Annotated in this window: 15 protein-coding genes and 1 riboswitch; of the genes, 10 read left to right on the plus strand and 5 right to left on the minus strand. The window is 71.2% G+C overall.

Translation table 11 applies throughout. The features are described 5' to 3' along the window. Positions 1-11 precede the first annotated feature (11 nt). On the minus strand, positions 12-632 hold the full coding sequence (locus ACJMK0_RS10480) for a hypothetical protein (RefSeq protein WP_405238152.1): 621 nt from the start codon (positions 630-632) through the stop codon (positions 12-14). Between the two features lie 179 nt (positions 633-811). Between ACJMK0_RS10480 and ACJMK0_RS10485 the strand changes: the two genes are divergently transcribed. From ACJMK0_RS10485 to ACJMK0_RS10515, 7 genes are all read left to right on the plus strand, one after another. Further along, positions 812-1921 carry an S-(hydroxymethyl)glutathione dehydrogenase/class III alcohol dehydrogenase gene (locus ACJMK0_RS10485; protein ID WP_405238154.1) on the plus strand — a complete coding sequence of 370 codons (1110 nt, stop codon included), beginning with the start codon at positions 812-814 and terminating at the stop codon, positions 1919-1921. Between the two features lie 19 nt (positions 1922-1940). Next, positions 1941-3536: a gamma-glutamyltransferase family protein gene (locus ACJMK0_RS10490; RefSeq protein ID WP_405238156.1), complete on the plus strand. Its 1596-nt coding sequence runs from the start codon at positions 1941-1943 to the stop codon at positions 3534-3536. 9 nt (positions 3537-3545) lie between these two features. Then, entirely contained in the window at positions 3546-4238 is a 693-nt protein-coding gene (pdxH, locus tag ACJMK0_RS10495) for a pyridoxamine 5'-phosphate oxidase (RefSeq protein ID WP_405238158.1), read from the plus strand. Further along, complete coding sequence (locus ACJMK0_RS10500) at positions 4235-4426, plus strand: CPXCG motif-containing cysteine-rich protein (protein ID WP_405220977.1); 192 nt, start codon at positions 4235-4237, stop codon at positions 4424-4426. The genes pdxH and ACJMK0_RS10500 overlap by 4 nt, the downstream gene beginning before the upstream one ends. Beyond that, positions 4407-6329 (plus strand): amidohydrolase family protein, encoded by a 1923-nt coding sequence (locus ACJMK0_RS10505; protein WP_405238160.1) that lies wholly within the window; start codon positions 4407-4409, stop codon positions 6327-6329. The genes ACJMK0_RS10500 and ACJMK0_RS10505 overlap by 20 nt, the downstream gene beginning before the upstream one ends. 469 nt (positions 6330-6798) lie before the next feature. Next, the gene (locus ACJMK0_RS10510; RefSeq protein ID WP_405238162.1) at positions 6799-7584 is read left to right on the plus strand and encodes a hypothetical protein; all 786 of its coding nucleotides are present in this window, start codon (positions 6799-6801) and stop codon (positions 7582-7584) included. A 36-nt stretch (positions 7585-7620) separates the two neighbouring features. Then, positions 7621-8439: an ABC transporter ATP-binding protein gene (locus ACJMK0_RS10515; RefSeq protein WP_405238164.1), complete on the plus strand. Its 819-nt coding sequence runs from the start codon at positions 7621-7623 to the stop codon at positions 8437-8439. Here ACJMK0_RS10515 and ACJMK0_RS10520 read toward each other — a convergent pair. Beyond that, complete coding sequence (locus ACJMK0_RS10520; RefSeq protein ID WP_405238166.1) at positions 8413-9216, minus strand: inositol monophosphatase family protein; 804 nt, start codon at positions 9214-9216, stop codon at positions 8413-8415. The two genes, ACJMK0_RS10515 and ACJMK0_RS10520, sit on opposite strands and share 27 nt — an antisense overlap. Positions 9217-9385: 169 nt before the next feature. After that, a riboswitch (cobalamin riboswitch) is annotated at positions 9386-9631 on the plus strand. A gap of 106 nt (positions 9632-9737) precedes the next feature. Between ACJMK0_RS10520 and ACJMK0_RS10525 the strand changes: the two genes are divergently transcribed. After that, on the plus strand, positions 9738-11579 hold the full coding sequence (locus ACJMK0_RS10525) for a TonB-dependent receptor domain-containing protein (protein ID WP_405238168.1): 1842 nt from the start codon (positions 9738-9740) through the stop codon (positions 11577-11579). Positions 11580-11606: 27 nt separating this feature from the next. After that, positions 11607-12170, plus strand: coding sequence for a cob(I)yrinic acid a,c-diamide adenosyltransferase (locus ACJMK0_RS10530; RefSeq protein WP_405238170.1), 564 nt, complete (start codon positions 11607-11609; stop codon positions 12168-12170). A 26-nt stretch (positions 12171-12196) separates the two neighbouring features. Here ACJMK0_RS10530 and ACJMK0_RS10535 read toward each other — a convergent pair whose 3' ends face one another. From ACJMK0_RS10535 to ampD, 3 genes are read right to left on the minus strand one after another with little or no spacing between them, the layout of a single operon-like run. Continuing rightward, entirely contained in the window at positions 12197-13060 is an 864-nt protein-coding gene (locus tag ACJMK0_RS10535; protein ID WP_405238172.1) for a cobalamin-binding protein, read from the minus strand. Further along, the gene (gene ampE / locus ACJMK0_RS10540; protein ID WP_405238174.1) at positions 13057-14004 is read right to left on the minus strand and encodes a regulatory signaling modulator protein AmpE; all 948 of its coding nucleotides are present in this window, start codon (positions 14002-14004) and stop codon (positions 13057-13059) included. Before ampE ends, ACJMK0_RS10535 begins: the two co-directional genes overlap by 4 nt. Before the next feature lie 32 nt (positions 14005-14036). After that, a complete protein-coding gene (gene ampD / locus ACJMK0_RS10545; protein WP_405238176.1) occupies positions 14037-14621 on the minus strand; it encodes a 1,6-anhydro-N-acetylmuramyl-L-alanine amidase AmpD in 585 nt (194 codons plus the stop codon). An 85-nt stretch (positions 14622-14706) separates the two neighbouring features. Here ampD and ACJMK0_RS10550 point away from each other — a divergent pair, with 85 nt between their 5' ends. Then, a complete protein-coding gene (locus ACJMK0_RS10550; protein WP_405238178.1) occupies positions 14707-15435 on the plus strand; it encodes a 16S rRNA (uracil(1498)-N(3))-methyltransferase in 729 nt (242 codons plus the stop codon). The last annotated feature ends 18 nt before the right edge of the window (positions 15436-15453 follow it).

A 15453-nucleotide genomic window follows, 5' to 3' on the forward strand; every position in this document is an offset into this window, starting at 1 on the left:
CGGCCGGCAGGTCAGTCCCGGCCGCGGCCTCGCCGTCGGTGGTCGTCATGGCCGCGCCCGCGACGATGCTCGTCGCTGTGGCCGCGACGGCGCTCGTGCTTCTTGCCGCGGTCATGATCGTGGCGGCGGTGGTGGCGGCGGTCATGGTGACGGTCGCGCCGGCGGTCGTCCCAGTCGCGGCGGTCGCCGCGGTCGCCGCGGTCACGATAGTCCCTGTAGTAGCGATAGTCGCCATGATCACGATAGTCGCCGTAATGACGGTAGTAGCGCCGGTACCAGTCCCGGTAATGGCGACGGTCGTGCGCCCAGCGGCGTTTGCGGTGATCGTAGTACCGGTCGTAGTAGTACTGACGCCGCAGGTCGCGATACCAGCGGCGTCCGTCCCGTGGGTCGTAGCCGAAGAAGAAGCCGTCCCGGTCGCGGTAGAAGAAACCGAAGTCGCTCGTGCGGCGCACCGGCAGGCGATCGTGCGCGGAGCGATACGGGTGTCCCACCTGCCACGCGGCATCGGCCGCCGTGCCGGCGTGGCTGAGAGCCGGCTTGACGCCCTCGGCGCCGGCCGGCACCGCGAGCACGAGGCCCGCGGCGAGTGCCGCGACGCCTGCGAAACGGGTAAGAATCCTGCTTTCCATGATGCGCCTCCTTTGCGGCGGGTTCCGGCACAGTTTCGGCCAGACGCCATGAACGGGCCCTGAACGCCGCGCCTCCCCCGGCCGGTGGCGGCTGCACCGCTATCGTGCGACTATTCGGTCATCCCCGTTTTCCGATTCCCTGCAATAAATAGACGATAAATACACCGGGAGAAGTGGCGATGAAGACCCGTGCAGCCGTGGCCTGGGAAGCAGGCAAACCCCTGGAGATCGAGACCATCGACCTGGCCGGCCCGAAGGAAGGCGAGGTACTGCTGCGCAACGTCGCCACCGGGGTCTGCCACACGGACGCCTATACGCTGTCGGGCGCCGACCCGGAGGGGCTCTTCCCTGCCATCCTCGGCCACGAGGGCGGCGCCGTGGTGGAAGAGATCGGTGCCGGCGTGACCAGCGTCAAACCGGGCGACCACGTCATCCCCCTGTACACGCCGGAGTGCGGCGAGTGCAGCTTCTGCACCTCGGGCAAGACCAACCTCTGCCAGGCCATCCGCGCGACCCAGGGCCAGGGCCTGATGCCCGACGGCACGTCGCGCTTCTCGAAGGACGGCAGGACGATATTCCACTACATGGGCACCTCGACGTTCAGCGAATACACCGTGCTGCCGGAGATCGCCGTGGCGAAGATCAGTCCCGAGGCGCCGCTGGAGAAGGTCTGCCTGCTCGGCTGCGGCATCACCACGGGCATCGGCGCCGTGCTGAACACGGCGAAGGTGGAACCGGGCGCCACGGTGGCGGTGTTCGGGCTCGGCGGGGTGGGCCTGTCGGTGATCCAGGGGGCGGTCATGGCGCGGGCGGGCCGCATCGTCGCCATCGACGTGAACCCGGATAAATTCGAGCTCGCGCGCCAGCTCGGCGCCACCGACACCGTGAACCCGAGAGACTACGACGCACCCATCCAGGAAGTGATCGTGGATCTGACCGACGGCGGCGTGGACTATTCCTTCGAGTGCGTCGGCAACGTGCAGCTCATGCGCGCGGCGCTGGAGTGCTGCCACAAGGGCTGGGGCGAGTCGGTCATCGTCGGCGTCGCCGGCGCCGGCGAGGAGATATCCACCCGCCCCTTCCAGCTCGTGACGGGCCGCGTCTGGCGCGGCACGGCCTTCGGCGGCACCAAGGGTCGCACCCAGCTGCCGGGGATGGTGGATCAGTACCTGCACGGCGAGATCCGGGTGGACGAGTTCATCACCCACACCATGCCGCTGGAGGACATCAACCAGGCCTTCGACCTCATGCACGAGGGCAAGAGCATCCGCACGGTCATCCATTTCTGACCGGCCGCGGTCCGTCCGCATGTCGGAAGTCGCCGTCGCCACCACCTCGCCCCTCGCCGCCGAGGCGGCGCTGGCGGTCATAGAGGACGGCGGCAACGCCGTGGATGCGGCGGTGGCGGCGTCCATGGCATCCACCAACACCCAGCCCGGCGTGTGTGCGCTGGCCGGCGGCGGCTATGCCGTGGTGTGGCCGCCGGACGGCGACCCGGTCACCATCGACGGCTACGTCGAGATGCCCGGCCGCGGCCTGGCCGCCGACGCCCTGGGCCGGGGCGGCATCCGCGTGGCCATGGACTACGGCGGCGGGCTCGAGACCGTCATCGGCCCGGGCTCGGTGGCCGTGCCGGGCACGCCGGCCGCCCTGGCCGAGGCTTCCCGGCGCTACGGCAGGCTGCCATGGGCGGCGCTGATGGAGCCGAGCATCCGGGCCGCGCGGGAGGGCTTCCCGCTCGCCTCGGCCTGCCACCATTACCTGGAGTACTCCGGCGACGTCGTCTTCAGCCGCTCGCCGGACTCCCGCGCCGCCATCCACGACGACCAGGGCAGGCTGCTCGCGCCCGGCGACACCGTGCGCGTGCCCCATCTCGCCGACAGCCTCGAGCTGATCGCCCGCGAAGGGGTGCAGGCGTTCTACGAGGGCGAGCTTGCGCAAGCCATCGTGCAGCACGTGCGCGCGGGCGAAGGCGCGCTGACGCTGGCGGACATGGCCGCCTACCGCCCCATCCTGCGGCCGGCGCTCACCATCCGCACCGGCGGCTGGGATATCGCCACCAATCCGCCGCCCGCCATCGGCGGCGCGGTGCTCGGCGCCATGCTGGAGCAGCTCGATCACGAGGCCCTGGACGGCTGGACGGAAGAAACGGTGGCCCGCCTGATCGCGGCGATGCACGGCGCCCTCACCTGGCGCCGCGAGCGCCTGGATCTGGCCGAGGATCCGGCGGCCGAGGGCGAGGCGCTGCTGGCTGCCGCGCGGCGGGGGGAGCTGGGCGGACTGCCGGCGTTGCGGGAGTCGGGCTCCACGGTACACACGTCGGCGGTCGACGCGCAGGGGCTCGCCTGCGCCATCACCATTTCCTCCGGTTACGGCTCCGGCGAGATGCCGCCCGGCACGGGGCTGTGGCTGAACAACTGCCTCGGCGAGATCGAGCTGAACCGGCGCGGCCTCGTCTGCGGCCCGCCGGGCACCCGGCTGCCCTCCAACATGGCGCCGACCACCGCCCGCAGCGACGGGCGCGTGCTGGCCATCGGCACACCCGGCGCGGGCCGCATCACCACCGCGCTGTGCCAGGTGCTCGTCAACTTCTTCCGGCTCGGCATGGGGCTGGATGCCGCGGTCGCGCATCCGCGACTGCATGTGCAGATCCGCGACGACGGCGACCGCGTGGCCTGCGAGCCCGGATTGCCCATGCCCGAAGGCGGGCTGCCCGTGCGCACCTTCGACGGGCTCAGCATGTACTTCGGCGGCGTCGGCGCGGTGCTGCACGACGAGCGCCGCGGCTTCGAGATCGCCGCCGATCCGCGGCGCGCCGGCGGCGTATGCCTCGGCCGCGCCTCGCCACTTGCCACCCCACCTGCCACGGACTCTGGCCCCGCCGCGGGCGATGCCGCAGAATAGCGCCCCGCCATGACCGCGACAGACACCACATTCCTGACGGCGGAAGGCCTGCTGCCCACGCCGCTGCCCGACGATCCGATGCCGGTGGCCGCGGCCTGGCTGGCCGAGGCGACGGAACAGGCGCTGCAGCCGAACCCGAACGCACTCGTGATCACCACCGTAGGGCGCGAGACCCAGCCCACGGCCCGGGTGGTACTCTGCAAGGAATTCGTGGCCGACCCCGGCTATCTTGTGTTCTACACCAACTACCAGTCCCGCAAGGCCCGGGAGATCGCCGCGAACTCGCGGGTGGGCGCGCTGTTCCACTGGGACGGGCTGGGACGGCAGGTGCGCATCGAGGGCGTGGCCATAAGATCGCCGGCGGAAGAGAGCGATGCCTACTTCGCCGGCCGCCCCCGCGGCAGCCAGCTCGGCGCCTGGGCCAGCGACCAGAGCGAACCCGTGGCCTCCCGCGAGGCACTGCTGGAGCAGCTGCACGCGCGGGCCGGCGAACTCGGCGTCTCCGTGCCGCCGGGCGACGAGCCCGGCATCCCGCGGCCGGCACACTGGGGCGGCTTCCGGCTGTGGGCGTCGCGGGTGGAGCTGTGGACCGAGGGCGCATCGCGCATCCACGACCGGGCGCTCTGGGAGCGCCGGCTGACCAGGGACTCCGAGCACAGCTTCCAGACCGGCGACTGGCAATCCACGAGGCTGCAGCCGTGACCGCCTGGCTCGAGAACCGTGACATCACCTGCCCCTGGTGCTGGGAGACCATCAGCGTGGAGCTGGACCTGTCCGCGGGCGGCCAGGGCTACGTGGAGGACTGCCAGGTCTGCTGCCAGCCGATCGAGATCGCCTTCGAAGTCGATGACGGGGAACTCAGCGACGTCCGTGCCGAGCGATCGTCTTAGGCGGACGCTGCTCCCGCTGCTCGCCGGCATCGCGGCCGCCGTGCCGGTCGCCGCGGTGGAACTGGGCGTCAGCGAAGGCACCAACATCGCGGTGACCGCGTCCGCCGACGGCCACGCCCTGGTCTTCGATCTCTACGACCGGCTCTGGCGCCTGGACCGCCGCGGCGGCATGGCCGAGCCGTTGACCGGCCCCGAGCTGGCGCTGCGCCGGCCGGACATGCGCGGCGACGGCACCATGGTCGCGGAAGGCGACGACGGCAGCGGCCGGAAACTCTGGCTCGTCGAACCCGACGGCTCGGCCCGGCCGCTGACCGACGGCGAGAGCCGGGATACGGCACCGCGCTGGTATCCGGACGGCCGGCGCGTGATCTTCAGCTCGGACCGCGCCGGTTCCGCAGACCTGTATGCGGTCGACGTTACCGACGGCACGGTCACCGCGCTGACCCGGACGCCGGGCACCGACGAGCTGGACCCGGCCGTCTCGCCCAGCGGCCGCCTGACGGCCTGGATCACCCGCACCGCCGGTCGCTGGGAACTCTGGCTGCGCGACGGCGTGGGCGCGCCCCGTCTCCTGCACTCGGCGGGGCACCGGTTGTCCGCGCCGTCGATCCGGCCCGACGACAGCGTCATCGTCCTGGTGGAAGAACCGCCGGAGGGGGCGCAGCTCACCGCCGTGATCCTGTCCGACCCCGCCGTGGCGAAGGCGCTGGCACGGGGCGAGGACTTCTTCCGCCGCCCCGTCGAGTGGCTCACACGGAATCGCCTCGCATACACCGCGGACGGCCGCATCCGCACCCGGTTGTTCGGCGAGCTGCGCGCAACGGAGGTGGCCTGGACGGCCTGGGTCTCGCCGGCCGGTCCGCCCGGCATCCAGGCGGGGCTCGACGGCGACACGCCGCTGCTGCATCACGGGCGCTACGTCATACGCGCAGGCCGGGTGTTCGACGGCAGCGGCCCGGCCTACCGGGAAGGCGTCGACGTCGTCGTCGAGGACGACCGCATCGTCGAGGTGAGCGAGCGGCGGCGGCGGGACGGCGAGGACGTGCTCGAATTCCCGGATGCCGTCCTGATGCCCGGCCTGCTCCAGCTGGGGCTCGCCGACGGCGTCGGCGCCGACGACGGTCCGGTGCTGCTCGGCTGCGGCGTCACGACCGTGGTGGAGCTGCCGTCACCGGCGGCGGATCGCCCGTCGCCGCCGGACGAATGGAATTCGGGCGCCGTGCCCGGGCCGACGCTCGTCTCCGGAGAGGCGCCCGACGGCGGCCTGGTGGACGTGCGCGGCATCCGGGACCGGGCCCGGCGGCTGACGCGCATCCGGGAGGCGCGGGCAGCCGGGGCCACGGTGATCACCGATCGCCTGTATCCGGACCTCGAGGCGGGCGCTTCGCTGCTGGGCGTCGGCAGCGAGCTGCCCACCTCTCCCGCCGGCCGCCGCTACGAAGACGTGCGCCGGCTGCTGGCCGCCAGCGGCGCCCGGCGGATCGCCGACCGCCCCGGCAAACCGGGCCCGTGCAGCGTGCAGGAGCAGCTCCGGCGATCGCAGCGGCAGGGAGCCAGCGCCTACGAGGTCCTGCGCCGCCACACCGTCGAGGCCGCCCGCCTGGTGGGCCTGGAGGACAGCCGGGGCAGCCTGGAGCCGGGCCGCCGGGCCGATATGCTGCTGGTGGCGGGCGACCCGCTGCGCGACGCCGCCGATGCCGCCGAGGTGCGCGCGGTCGTCGCCGGCGGCCGCTTCTTCACGCCGGCCGGCCTCACCGCCAGGTCGAACCGCGCATCAGCCGCGGGAGTGTCGGATAATTTGACAAAATCAGGCGATTCTGGAGAAATGTCGTCGATCAGCGACAGTTTTGACATAACGGAATCCGGCGGCGATAGCTGGCAGTATCCGCCGGTCCCGCGCTAAGCGCCCGTTTTTGCTGGCCGACGCCGGAAAAGACGGCTCCGGGAACCGCCTGCCGGCGCGTCGGCTTTCTTTACGAAACCGCCCCGCCGGTGCCTGTTGTTTGTCAACAACGGAGAACAATTTGCTGAAAGGCAAGGGAAAATCGACGGCTGGCACAGCCCTTGCTTTAGCAAACCTTGCCCAAGCGAAAAGGTAACTGATTCGGGAGGTCAAACGAGAACCCTACCAACCAGGATTCACAAGCCAGAAGACAAGTAACAACAACAAGAAGAACGAGAACAAGAACAACACGCAAGAAAAACAACAATCAGAAGAAGAAACGCTTGTCTGGCCCGAAGAATCAGCCTACCTGACAACAATAAGAAGAAGTCCTGTTGACCCCGTTCGCTCTTGCTGCGGGGTTTTTCTTTTCCGGGCATGATGGGGGGCCACGGACCCGATCACCACGCTGCCCATCATCCCGCTGCCAATGGCCCGATCCACCGTCTTCCGCAAACTGCGCATCGCGCTGCTGCTCTACGTGCTGCTGTTCGTCGCCGCGGGTGCGTGGATCAGCCGTGCGGCCACGACGGACTGGGACGACACCCTGTACGTAAACCTCTATCCGGTGAACGGCGACGGCAGCACCGCCGCGGCCGCCTGGATCGAGGGGCTGGACGAGAGAGACTTCGAGCCGATCGAGCGCTACCTCCAGTCCGAGGCCGAGCGCTACGGCAGGCGGCCGACCAGGGCCCTCGACATCACCCTCGGTCCGACCATGGAGGAGAGGCCTCCACGGCCACCGGACGACGCCAACGTGCTGCAGGTCGCAGCCTGGAGCCTGCATCTGCGATGGTGGGCCTGGCGGGCCACCCGGGACGACGGGGTGCCCGAGCCCGACATCAAGCTCTTCGTGCAGTACTTCGCCCCGGACGACGAGTTGGTGCTGGACGCCTCGCTGGGGCTCGAGAAAGGGCTGGTGGGCGTCATCAACGCGTTCGCCAGCCGGTCGATGCGCGGCGCCAACCAGGTGGTCATCACCCACGAGCTGCTCCACACTCTCGGCGCCACCGACAAGTACGACCCGGCCACGTCGCTGCCCCTGGTGCCCGCCGGCCTCGCCGATCCCGACCGTGTGCCGGTGTACCCCCAGCCCCGCGCGGAGATCATGGCCGGACGCATCGCGATCTCTCCCACCGAGGCACGCATCCCCGGGGATCTGGCGCGCACGACCATCGGGCCGCTCACGGCGGCGGAGATCGGCCTCGTCCGCTGACTCGCGGCTTATTGTCGCCGGTTACAATGCTCGCCCATGGAGCCGAACCGCTCATCGGAGCCGACTGACGCCCTGGCGGCCGTCACGCTCGACGTGTCGGTGCCGGGCCGCATGCTGGTGCGTGCGCTGGATCTCCGGGTGGCCCCGGGCGAGTTCGTCGCCGTGCTCGGCTGCAACGGCAGCGGCAAAACGATGACGCTGGAGACCCTCGCCGGGCTGCGGCCGCCCCGGGCCGGAGACATCCGCTACTTCGGCCGTCCCGCGGCCGAATGGGGGCGGCCCGACCTGGCCCGCCGACTCGCACTCCTGCCCCAGGACCAGGAGGACCTGTTCCCGAGCACCGTGCTCGAGGAGGCGCTGATCGGCCGGCATCCGCACATCGGCCGCTGGCGCTGGGAGAGCGAGGCGGACCGGCAGATCGCGCTGACGGAGCTGGAGCGTGTCGGCCTGACGGGCCTCGCCGACCGGGGCACCACCACCCTGTCGGGCGGCGAGCGGCGCCGGCTCGCCATCGCCCAGACCCTGAGCCAGCGCCCCGACCTGTTCCTGCTGGATGAGCCCACCAACCACCTCGACCCCCAGCACCAGCTGCTGACGCTGGAGGTGATCCGCGAGCGGGTCGCCGCCGGCGCGGCCGCCGTGGTCAGTCTGCACGATGTCAACCTGGCGGCCCGATACGCCGACCGCTGCCTGCTGCTGGACGGTGACGGCGGCTGGGAGCTGGGGGATACGGACGCCGTGCTCAACGCCGACAGCCTCAGCCGGCTCTACCGCACGCCCATGGCGGCGGTGGACTGGCGCGGCGGACGCCTGTTCGTCCCGGACGCCTCAGCCGGCCCCGCCACCCGGCCCTGAGGGCCAGTCCAGCATCCCGCGCAGCACGGGGTGCAGGGACGGATTGGCGGCCAGTACCGTGGTGGTGGCGAGCCCCGGCGGCTCCCCGGCCAGGTCCGTGAAGATGCCGCCCGCCTCGCGCACGATGACCGCCAGCGCCGCGATATCGAGGATGTTCACGTCGGACTCGACCACGGCATCGATGCGCCCCGAGGCGAGCAGGTGATAATGGTAGAAGTCGCCGTAACCGCGGATGCGGTCGGCCCTCGCGACCACCTCGCCCCAGGCGGGCCAGCGCCCGCTCAGCGCCAGGCTGCGCAGGTTGCCGCCCGACACCGCGGCGTCTTCCAGCGCCGCGACGCCGCTGACGCGCACGGGCGCCCCGTCCAGCCAGGCGCCCTGCCCCCGCTCCGCCCAGGCCAGTTCGCCGAAGGCCGGCGCGCTGGAGACGCCGAGGACGAGTTCGCCGTCTTCCATCAGCGCGATCTGCGTGGAGAAGAAGGGGTAGCGGCGGACGAAACTCTTGGTGCCGTCGATGGGATCCACCAGCCACAGGAACGGCGAGTCCCGGTCGGCGCGGCCTGTCTCCTCACCGTAGAAGCCATGGTCCGGGTAGCGCTCGGCGATGATGCGGCGGATGGTGCGCTCCGCCTCGACGTCGGCGTCGGTCACCGGCGAGCGGTCTGCCTTCGAGCGCACCTCGATGTCCTCGCCGTAGTGATCGTAGTAATGGCGGATCACGTCGGCCGCCGCTCGGGCGGCGGCGAGTGCCGTCTCCAGTCTTTCCGAATGTGCCATCGCCGGGCTCGTTTCCGCGACGGCCGCATTCTACGTTATTGCGGCGAAACTGTTGCCGCGGTTATTGCGGCGAAACTGTTGCCGCGGTCATTGCGGCAAGACTGTCGCCTCAGCCATCGCGGCAAGCACGTAGCCGTGCCGCCTTGACACCCCCGGCACGGCCCCCGAGAATCGACCGCGAACACCAGGTGAGTCCGCAGCGGCGCTGCGGACGAACGGGAAGCCGGTGGTGCCGCCCTGATCCGGGCGGCCGATTCCGGCGCTGCCCCCGCAACGGTGATCGAGTGAAGGACGAAGCGTCGGACCGGTTCCCGGCTCCGAAGCCACTGTGAGGCGACTCACGGGAAGGTGCTCCGTCCAGGGCCATGACGGCCCGCTCGTCAGCCCGGAGACCGGCCTGGTGTCATGGTGGCGGCGCGGAGGGCGCAGGCCGGACCGATGTAACCCATCGACCCGACTCTCTCCCCTTCCCGACCGCGGAATACGAACGAAGACGTGCGGCGGGCACGCGGGGGACAGCAATGAACGTAGCGACTCGGACGGCCACGCGACTGGGCGCGGCCATGGCAGTGACCGTCACCGTGACGCTGGCGGCGGTGGCGGCGCAGGCGGGCGGTGCGCCGGCCTGGACGAGCGCGTCGGAGCGATCGGATTCGCCGGCCGGGCTCGACACCCTGATCGTCACCGCGACGCGCACGCCGATCCCCGCTTCCGAGTCCCTGGTGCCGGTCACCGTCATCACCCGCGAGCAGATCGAGCGCTCCCTGGCCACGGACGTGCTGGATCTGCTGCGCTTCGAGGCCGGCCTCGACGTGGCCCGCACCGGCGGCCCCGGCCAGGCGGCCGCGGTGTTCGTGCGCGGCTCCGAGAGCAATCACGCCCTGGTGCTGATCGACGGCGTGCGTATCAACCCGGGCACGATCGGCGCCGCGCCGCTGCAGAATCTGGCCCCCTCGGTCATCCAGCGCATCGAGATCGTGAAGGGCGTGCGCTCGTCGCTGTACGGCACGGACGCGATCGGCGGTGTCATCAACATCATCACCCGCGGCGGCCGCGAGCGCAGCGAGACCGCCGTGCGCAGCGGCAGCTTCGACACCCGCCAGATACAGACGTCGCTGGGCCGCCGCGCCGGCGCCGTCGACCTGGGGCTGAACCTGGACTGGACGCAGACGGACGGCTTCCCCACCTACCGGGACGACGACAGCGACCGCGGCTACGACAACTTCTCCGCCAACGCCCACGCCGGCCTGTCCTTCGGTCCCGCCGCGGTCACCCTGCGCCACTGGCAGGCCACCGGCACCACGGAGTACTCCGACTTCTTCCGCATCCCGGTGGACCAGGACTACCTGAACGCCGTCTCCGCGCTGGAAGTGGCCACACCGATCGGCGGACTCGGGGACACGCGGGTGATCGTGAGCCACCTGCGCGACGAGATCGAGCAGAACCAGCTGCCTGACTTCGTCGAATCGGAACGCAGCACCCTGGACCTGCAGCACACCTTCCCCGCCTGGCGCGGCCATACGCTGATGGCCGGCGCCTACCTGGTGGAGGAGGATGCGAGCGCGCTGTCCTTCGGGCTGGGCTTCGACGAGGACACGAGCGTACGCGCCCTGTTCCTGCAGGATCTGATCCGGCATCGCGACCACGAGGTCCAGCTGGCCGCCCGCTACACCGATCACAGTGACTTCGGCGGCCAGTCCACCTGGAATGCGGAATACGGCTACCGCATCAACCCCCGCTGGCGGGTGTCGGCCGGCATCGGCACCGCCTTCCGGGCGCCGGACGCCACCGACCGCTTCGGCTTCGGCGGCAATCCGGACCTGGAGCCGGAGACCGCTCGCGAGGCCCAGCTGGTGCTGCGCTACTCGCCCGCACCGGACTCCCGGATCAGCGTGGAGCTCTATCACAAGGACATCGACGACCTGATCGAGTTCGACCTGGCCGCCTTCCGCCTGCGCAACATCGATACCGCCGAGATCCGCGGCCTGCAGGTGTCCTGGGACAGACGCTGGGAGAACTGGGAGATGCGCGTCTCCGCCGTGCGCCAGCAGGCCCGCGACGGCGCCACCGACGAACGGCTGCTGCGCCGGGCCGAGAAGAGCGTGAGCCTGACGGCGAGCCGCGATATCGGCCGGCACACGCTGGGGCTGTCCCTGGTGGCGAACGGCGATCGCGCCGGCGTGGGCGGCGAGACGATGGGCGGCTACCTGCTGACCAACGTGAACGCGCGCTTGCGGCTGAGCGAATCCTGGCGTCTCACCGGCCGCATCGAGAACCTGCTGGACCGGGATTACGAGACGGCGGCCGGCTTCAACATGGCCGGCCGCAGCGGTTATCTGGAACTGGGCTACGTCTGGCGCTGACGCGCCGGCCACCGACAAGGAGTCGACATGGGCAATCGCCTGACCAAGATCTATACGCGCACCGGCGACGACGGCACCACGGGCCTCGGCGACGGCAGCCGCACGGCCAAGGACTCGCCCCGGGTGGAGGCCTACGGCACGGTGGACGAGGCCAACAGCTGCATCGGCATGGTGCTGGCGACGGATGCCGTACCGGACGACGTCCGCGACTGCCTGGAACGGGTGCAGCACGAGCTGTTCGACCTGGGCGGCGAACTCTGCATCCCGGGCCACCTGGCGATCACGCCGGACTACGTCACGCGGCTGGAAGAGGCGCTGGACGGTTACAACGAGGACCTGCCGGCACTGAAGGATTTCATCCTGCCGGGCGGCGGGCCGGGTGCGGCCGCCTGTCACCTGGCACGCACCGTCTGCCGGCGCGCCGAGCGCCGGGTGAGCACGCTCGGCCGGGAGGAAGCCATCAACCCGGACGCCCTGCGCTATCTCAATCGCCTGTCGGACCTGCTGTTCGTGATCGCCCGCATCCTCGCCCGCGCGGAGGACGGCACCGAGGTGCTGTGGAAGAGCGGCCGCAGCGGGGGCGCAGCCTGACCCGGACGCAGGGCCGAAGCGACCGCTCAGGGCGCCGCTGCGGATAGCTCCCGGCGGGATGCCTCGATGGCGGCGCAGATATCCGCGGCGCCCTGCACCAGCCGCGGCGACGGCCGGGCCAGTGTATCCGGCGGGACGGTGCGCAGGTTGCCCGCCCGCACCGCGGCGAGGGACTGCCACGCCCGCCAGCGCTCCAGCGCGCCGGCCTCTCCCGCCGGCGCCAGGATCACCTCCGGGTCCCGGGACAGCACCGACTCCACGGTGACGACCGGCGCGAGTTCATCCAGATCCGAGAAGACGTTGCGCCCCCCGCACAGGCGGATGAGTTCGCTGATGTAGTGGCCGCCGTTCACCGTGTACAGGGGTCGGCTGGCCACCTGGTAGAAGACCCTCAACGGCCGTGCGTCCTTGTGGCCGGACACCGCGGCCTCGAGCTCCTGCAGGAATTTCGCGGCCGCACGATCCGCCGTCTCCGCCGTCCCCAGCCGCTCGCCTATGCGCCGGATGGCGGCGGCCACGTCTTGCACGTCGCGGGTGCGGACGGTCATCACGGTGTAGCCGAGTTCGCGCAGCCGGCCGCTCAGCGCCTCCGGCGTGCCGCCGTCCCAGGCCAGGACGAGATCCGGATCGATCACCGCGATGCGCTCCATGTCCACGCGGAACGCATCGCCGATGCGCGGCAGCGAGGCCGCGGCGGGCGGATAGTCCGTGTAGGCGGTGACCCCCGCCAGCCGATCCCCGGCGCCCGCGGCGAACACCAGCTCGGCCAGGTGCGGCGCCAGCGTGACCACCCGCGCCGGCGGGCCGGCCGGCTCTTCGGCCGGTCCTCCGGCCGGGTCCGCGCCGGCGCCGACGGACGCGGCGAGCAGGATCAGCGCGAGGCGGATCAAATGGCGGCGCCGGCCAGGGTGAGGGCCGCGATGGCCACCAGCCAGAAGACCAGCGTGCGGAACACCAGCGTCTTGGCGGCGCGGGCACCGCGGGTCTGACGCTCCTGCTCGCTCTCGCCGTCGACCGGCGTGAGGGCCATGGCGCCGAGACCGACGCGCGCCAGCAGGCGTTCGTTGCCGAGGCCGAGCGTGACCCGTTCTATGCCGAGGCCCGACCACGCCTGCCGGGCGGTGTCGAAGCTGCCGGTGAGCGCATAGCCGAGCGCCGTCAGCCGCGCCGGCAGCCAGGCGAGAGCCGCGTGCACCTGCTCGGTGGCCTCGCGGGCGGCGGCGGCAGCGGCCTGGTCGGCCAGGGCGGCCTCGTCGGCACCCATCTGCGCGCCCGCCGCAGCGAGCCGCTCCGCCTGGAACACGGCACGGCGCCGCAGCAGATCCGCCACCCGGAATATCCAGGCGCCCACCGGGCCGAGCACGACGAACCAGAACAGCACGGAGAACATGCGGTTGTTCGCCTGTACGCACACGGCCTCCTGCACGGCGAAGCCGCTGGAGACGTCTTCGCCGGCCACCCGGTGCTCGACCAGCGCGTGTGCCAGCCGGCGCGCCTCCTCGTCGTCACCGGACTGGATGGCGTTGCACCAGCGGTCCACCTCCTCGCCGATGTCCTGGGGCCCGAGCGAGAAGAACAGGACGACCACGGACAGGGCCAGATAAGGCAGCCCCAGCAGCACGTCGCCGAGGGCGATGCGCAGGAGGATGATCGGCGAGGCCACCAGCAGGACCGTGGCGGCCACGCCGAGCAGCTTCGGTATGGCGTCGAAGCGCTGGGCCAGCCGCAGCCCGAAGTCGAACAGCCCGTCCAGCCAGCGCAGTTCGCGCAGATGGAACAGCTGGGTCGCCAGCCGCTCCAGGACGATGGCGATGAACAGGGCGATCAGCTTCATGGGCAACCAGCCGGGCGGCTACGGGAAGAGCCCTAGCTTATGTCCCGCCCGAGCAGCGCATCAAGCCGACGCCAGTCGAAGGCCGCGCCGGGGTCGGTCTTGCGGCCCGGCGCGATATCGGAATGGCCCAGAATCTCGGCTCCGGCCAGGCTCGGAAAGGCGCGGCGCAGCGAGCGGATCAGATCCGCCAGCGACTCGTACTGGCGGTCGTCGTAGGCGAGGTCGTCCAGCCCCTCGAGCTCGATGCCCACGGAGAAGTCGTTGCAGCCCTCGCGCCCGCACCAGGAGGAGGCGCCCGCATGCCAGGCACGCCGCCGGAACGGCACGAACTGCACCAGGTTGCCGTCCCGCCGGATCAGCGCGTGGGCCGAGACCTCCATGCCCGCGATCTCCGCGAAATACGGATGGGCGTCGGCGACCAGCCGGTTGGCGAAGAAGTCCTCGATGTGCGGCCCGCCGAATTCGCCCGGCGGCAGGCTGATGCCGTGGATCACGATCAGTTCGAGTTCGCAGCCCGCGGGGCGCTCGTCCTGATTCGGCGACGGGCACTGGCGCGCCGGGGCCACCAGGCCGGTGGCCGGGTCGGTCAGGAAGCGGGGCTCCGGCGTCGCAGTCATCGCCGGCAATATGGGCGCCGCCCCGGCGGCTGTCAACGCGCGCCGGCGTCTTCCAATCCGGCGGCCGGAACTGCATGATCCCGCTGTGCGCACGGTCCGCCTCCATTATCCGGATCCCCTGGCCAGCGGCGACGAGGTCACGGTCGGGGAAGACGACGCCCGCTACCTGACGCGCGTGCTCAGGCTGCCGGTGGGCGCGCCCCTGGTGCTGTTCGACGGCCGCGGCGGCGAGTACGACGCCACGATGATCAGCGCCGGGCGTCGCGAGGTGACGGTGGCCGTCGGCGAACACCGGGCCGTCGAGCGCGAATCGCCGCTGGCGATCACGGTCGCCCAGGGCATCTCCCGGGGCGAGCGCATGGATCACGTCGTGCAGAAGACCACCGAGCTGGGTGCCGCCGCCATCGTGCCCCTGTTGTGCGAGCGCGGCGTCGTGCGGCTGGACGACAAGCGGGCCGCCGCGCGGCTCGAACACTGGCAACGGGTGGCGGCAAGCGCCTGCCGGCAATGCGGGCGCAACCGGCTGCCGCAGGTGGCCCCCATCACCGCCCTGGAGGACTGGCTCGCGGCGCCGCCCGCGGGGCTGCGCCTCGTGCTGACGCCGGATGCGGCGGACGGGCTGACCGGCCTCGCGCGGCCTGCGACACCGGTGACGCTGCTGGTGGGCCCGGAGGGCGGACTCACCGACCGGGAGACGGAGGCGGCGCAAGCGGCCGGGTTCCAGGCCGTGGCGCTGGGGCCCAGGATAATGAGGACGGAGACCGCGGCCGTGGCCGGCGTCACGGCCCTGCAGACGCTGTGGGGCGATCTGTAAGGGGAAACGGGGAGCTCG

It is taken from the genome of Lentisalinibacter orientalis, assembly GCF_040706535.1.
GTDB classification, from domain to species: Bacteria; Pseudomonadota; Gammaproteobacteria; order Steroidobacterales; family Woeseiaceae; genus Lentisalinibacter; species Lentisalinibacter orientalis.

Bases quoted from the DNA above. Each gene is read 5' to 3' on its own strand.
- ACJMK0_RS10490 (WP_405238156.1), top strand. From the start codon at position 1,941: ATGTCGGAAGTCGCCGTCGCCACCACCTCGCCCCTCGCCGCCGAGGCG.
- ACJMK0_RS10480 (WP_405238152.1), bottom strand. From the start codon at position 632: ATGGAAAGCAGGATTCTTACCCGTTTCGCAGGCGTCGCGGCACTCGCC.
- ampD (WP_405238176.1), bottom strand. From the start codon at position 14,621: ATGACTGCGACGCCGGAGCCCCGCTTCCTGACCGACCCGGCCACCGGC.
- ACJMK0_RS10525 (WP_405238168.1), top strand. From the start codon at position 9,738: ATGAACGTAGCGACTCGGACGGCCACGCGACTGGGCGCGGCCATGGCA.
- ampE (WP_405238174.1), bottom strand. From the start codon at position 14,004: ATGAAGCTGATCGCCCTGTTCATCGCCATCGTCCTGGAGCGGCTGGCG.
- ACJMK0_RS10510 (WP_405238162.1), top strand. From the start codon at position 6,799: ATGGCCCGATCCACCGTCTTCCGCAAACTGCGCATCGCGCTGCTGCTC.
- ACJMK0_RS10520 (WP_405238166.1), bottom strand. From the start codon at position 9,216: ATGGCACATTCGGAAAGACTGGAGACGGCACTCGCCGCCGCCCGAGCG.
- ACJMK0_RS10515 (WP_405238164.1), top strand. From the start codon at position 7,621: ATGGAGCCGAACCGCTCATCGGAGCCGACTGACGCCCTGGCGGCCGTC.
- ACJMK0_RS10485 (WP_405238154.1), top strand. From the start codon at position 812: ATGAAGACCCGTGCAGCCGTGGCCTGGGAAGCAGGCAAACCCCTGGAG.
- pdxH (WP_405238158.1), top strand. From the start codon at position 3,546: ATGACCGCGACAGACACCACATTCCTGACGGCGGAAGGCCTGCTGCCC.
- ACJMK0_RS10530 (WP_405238170.1), top strand. From the start codon at position 11,607: ATGGGCAATCGCCTGACCAAGATCTATACGCGCACCGGCGACGACGGC.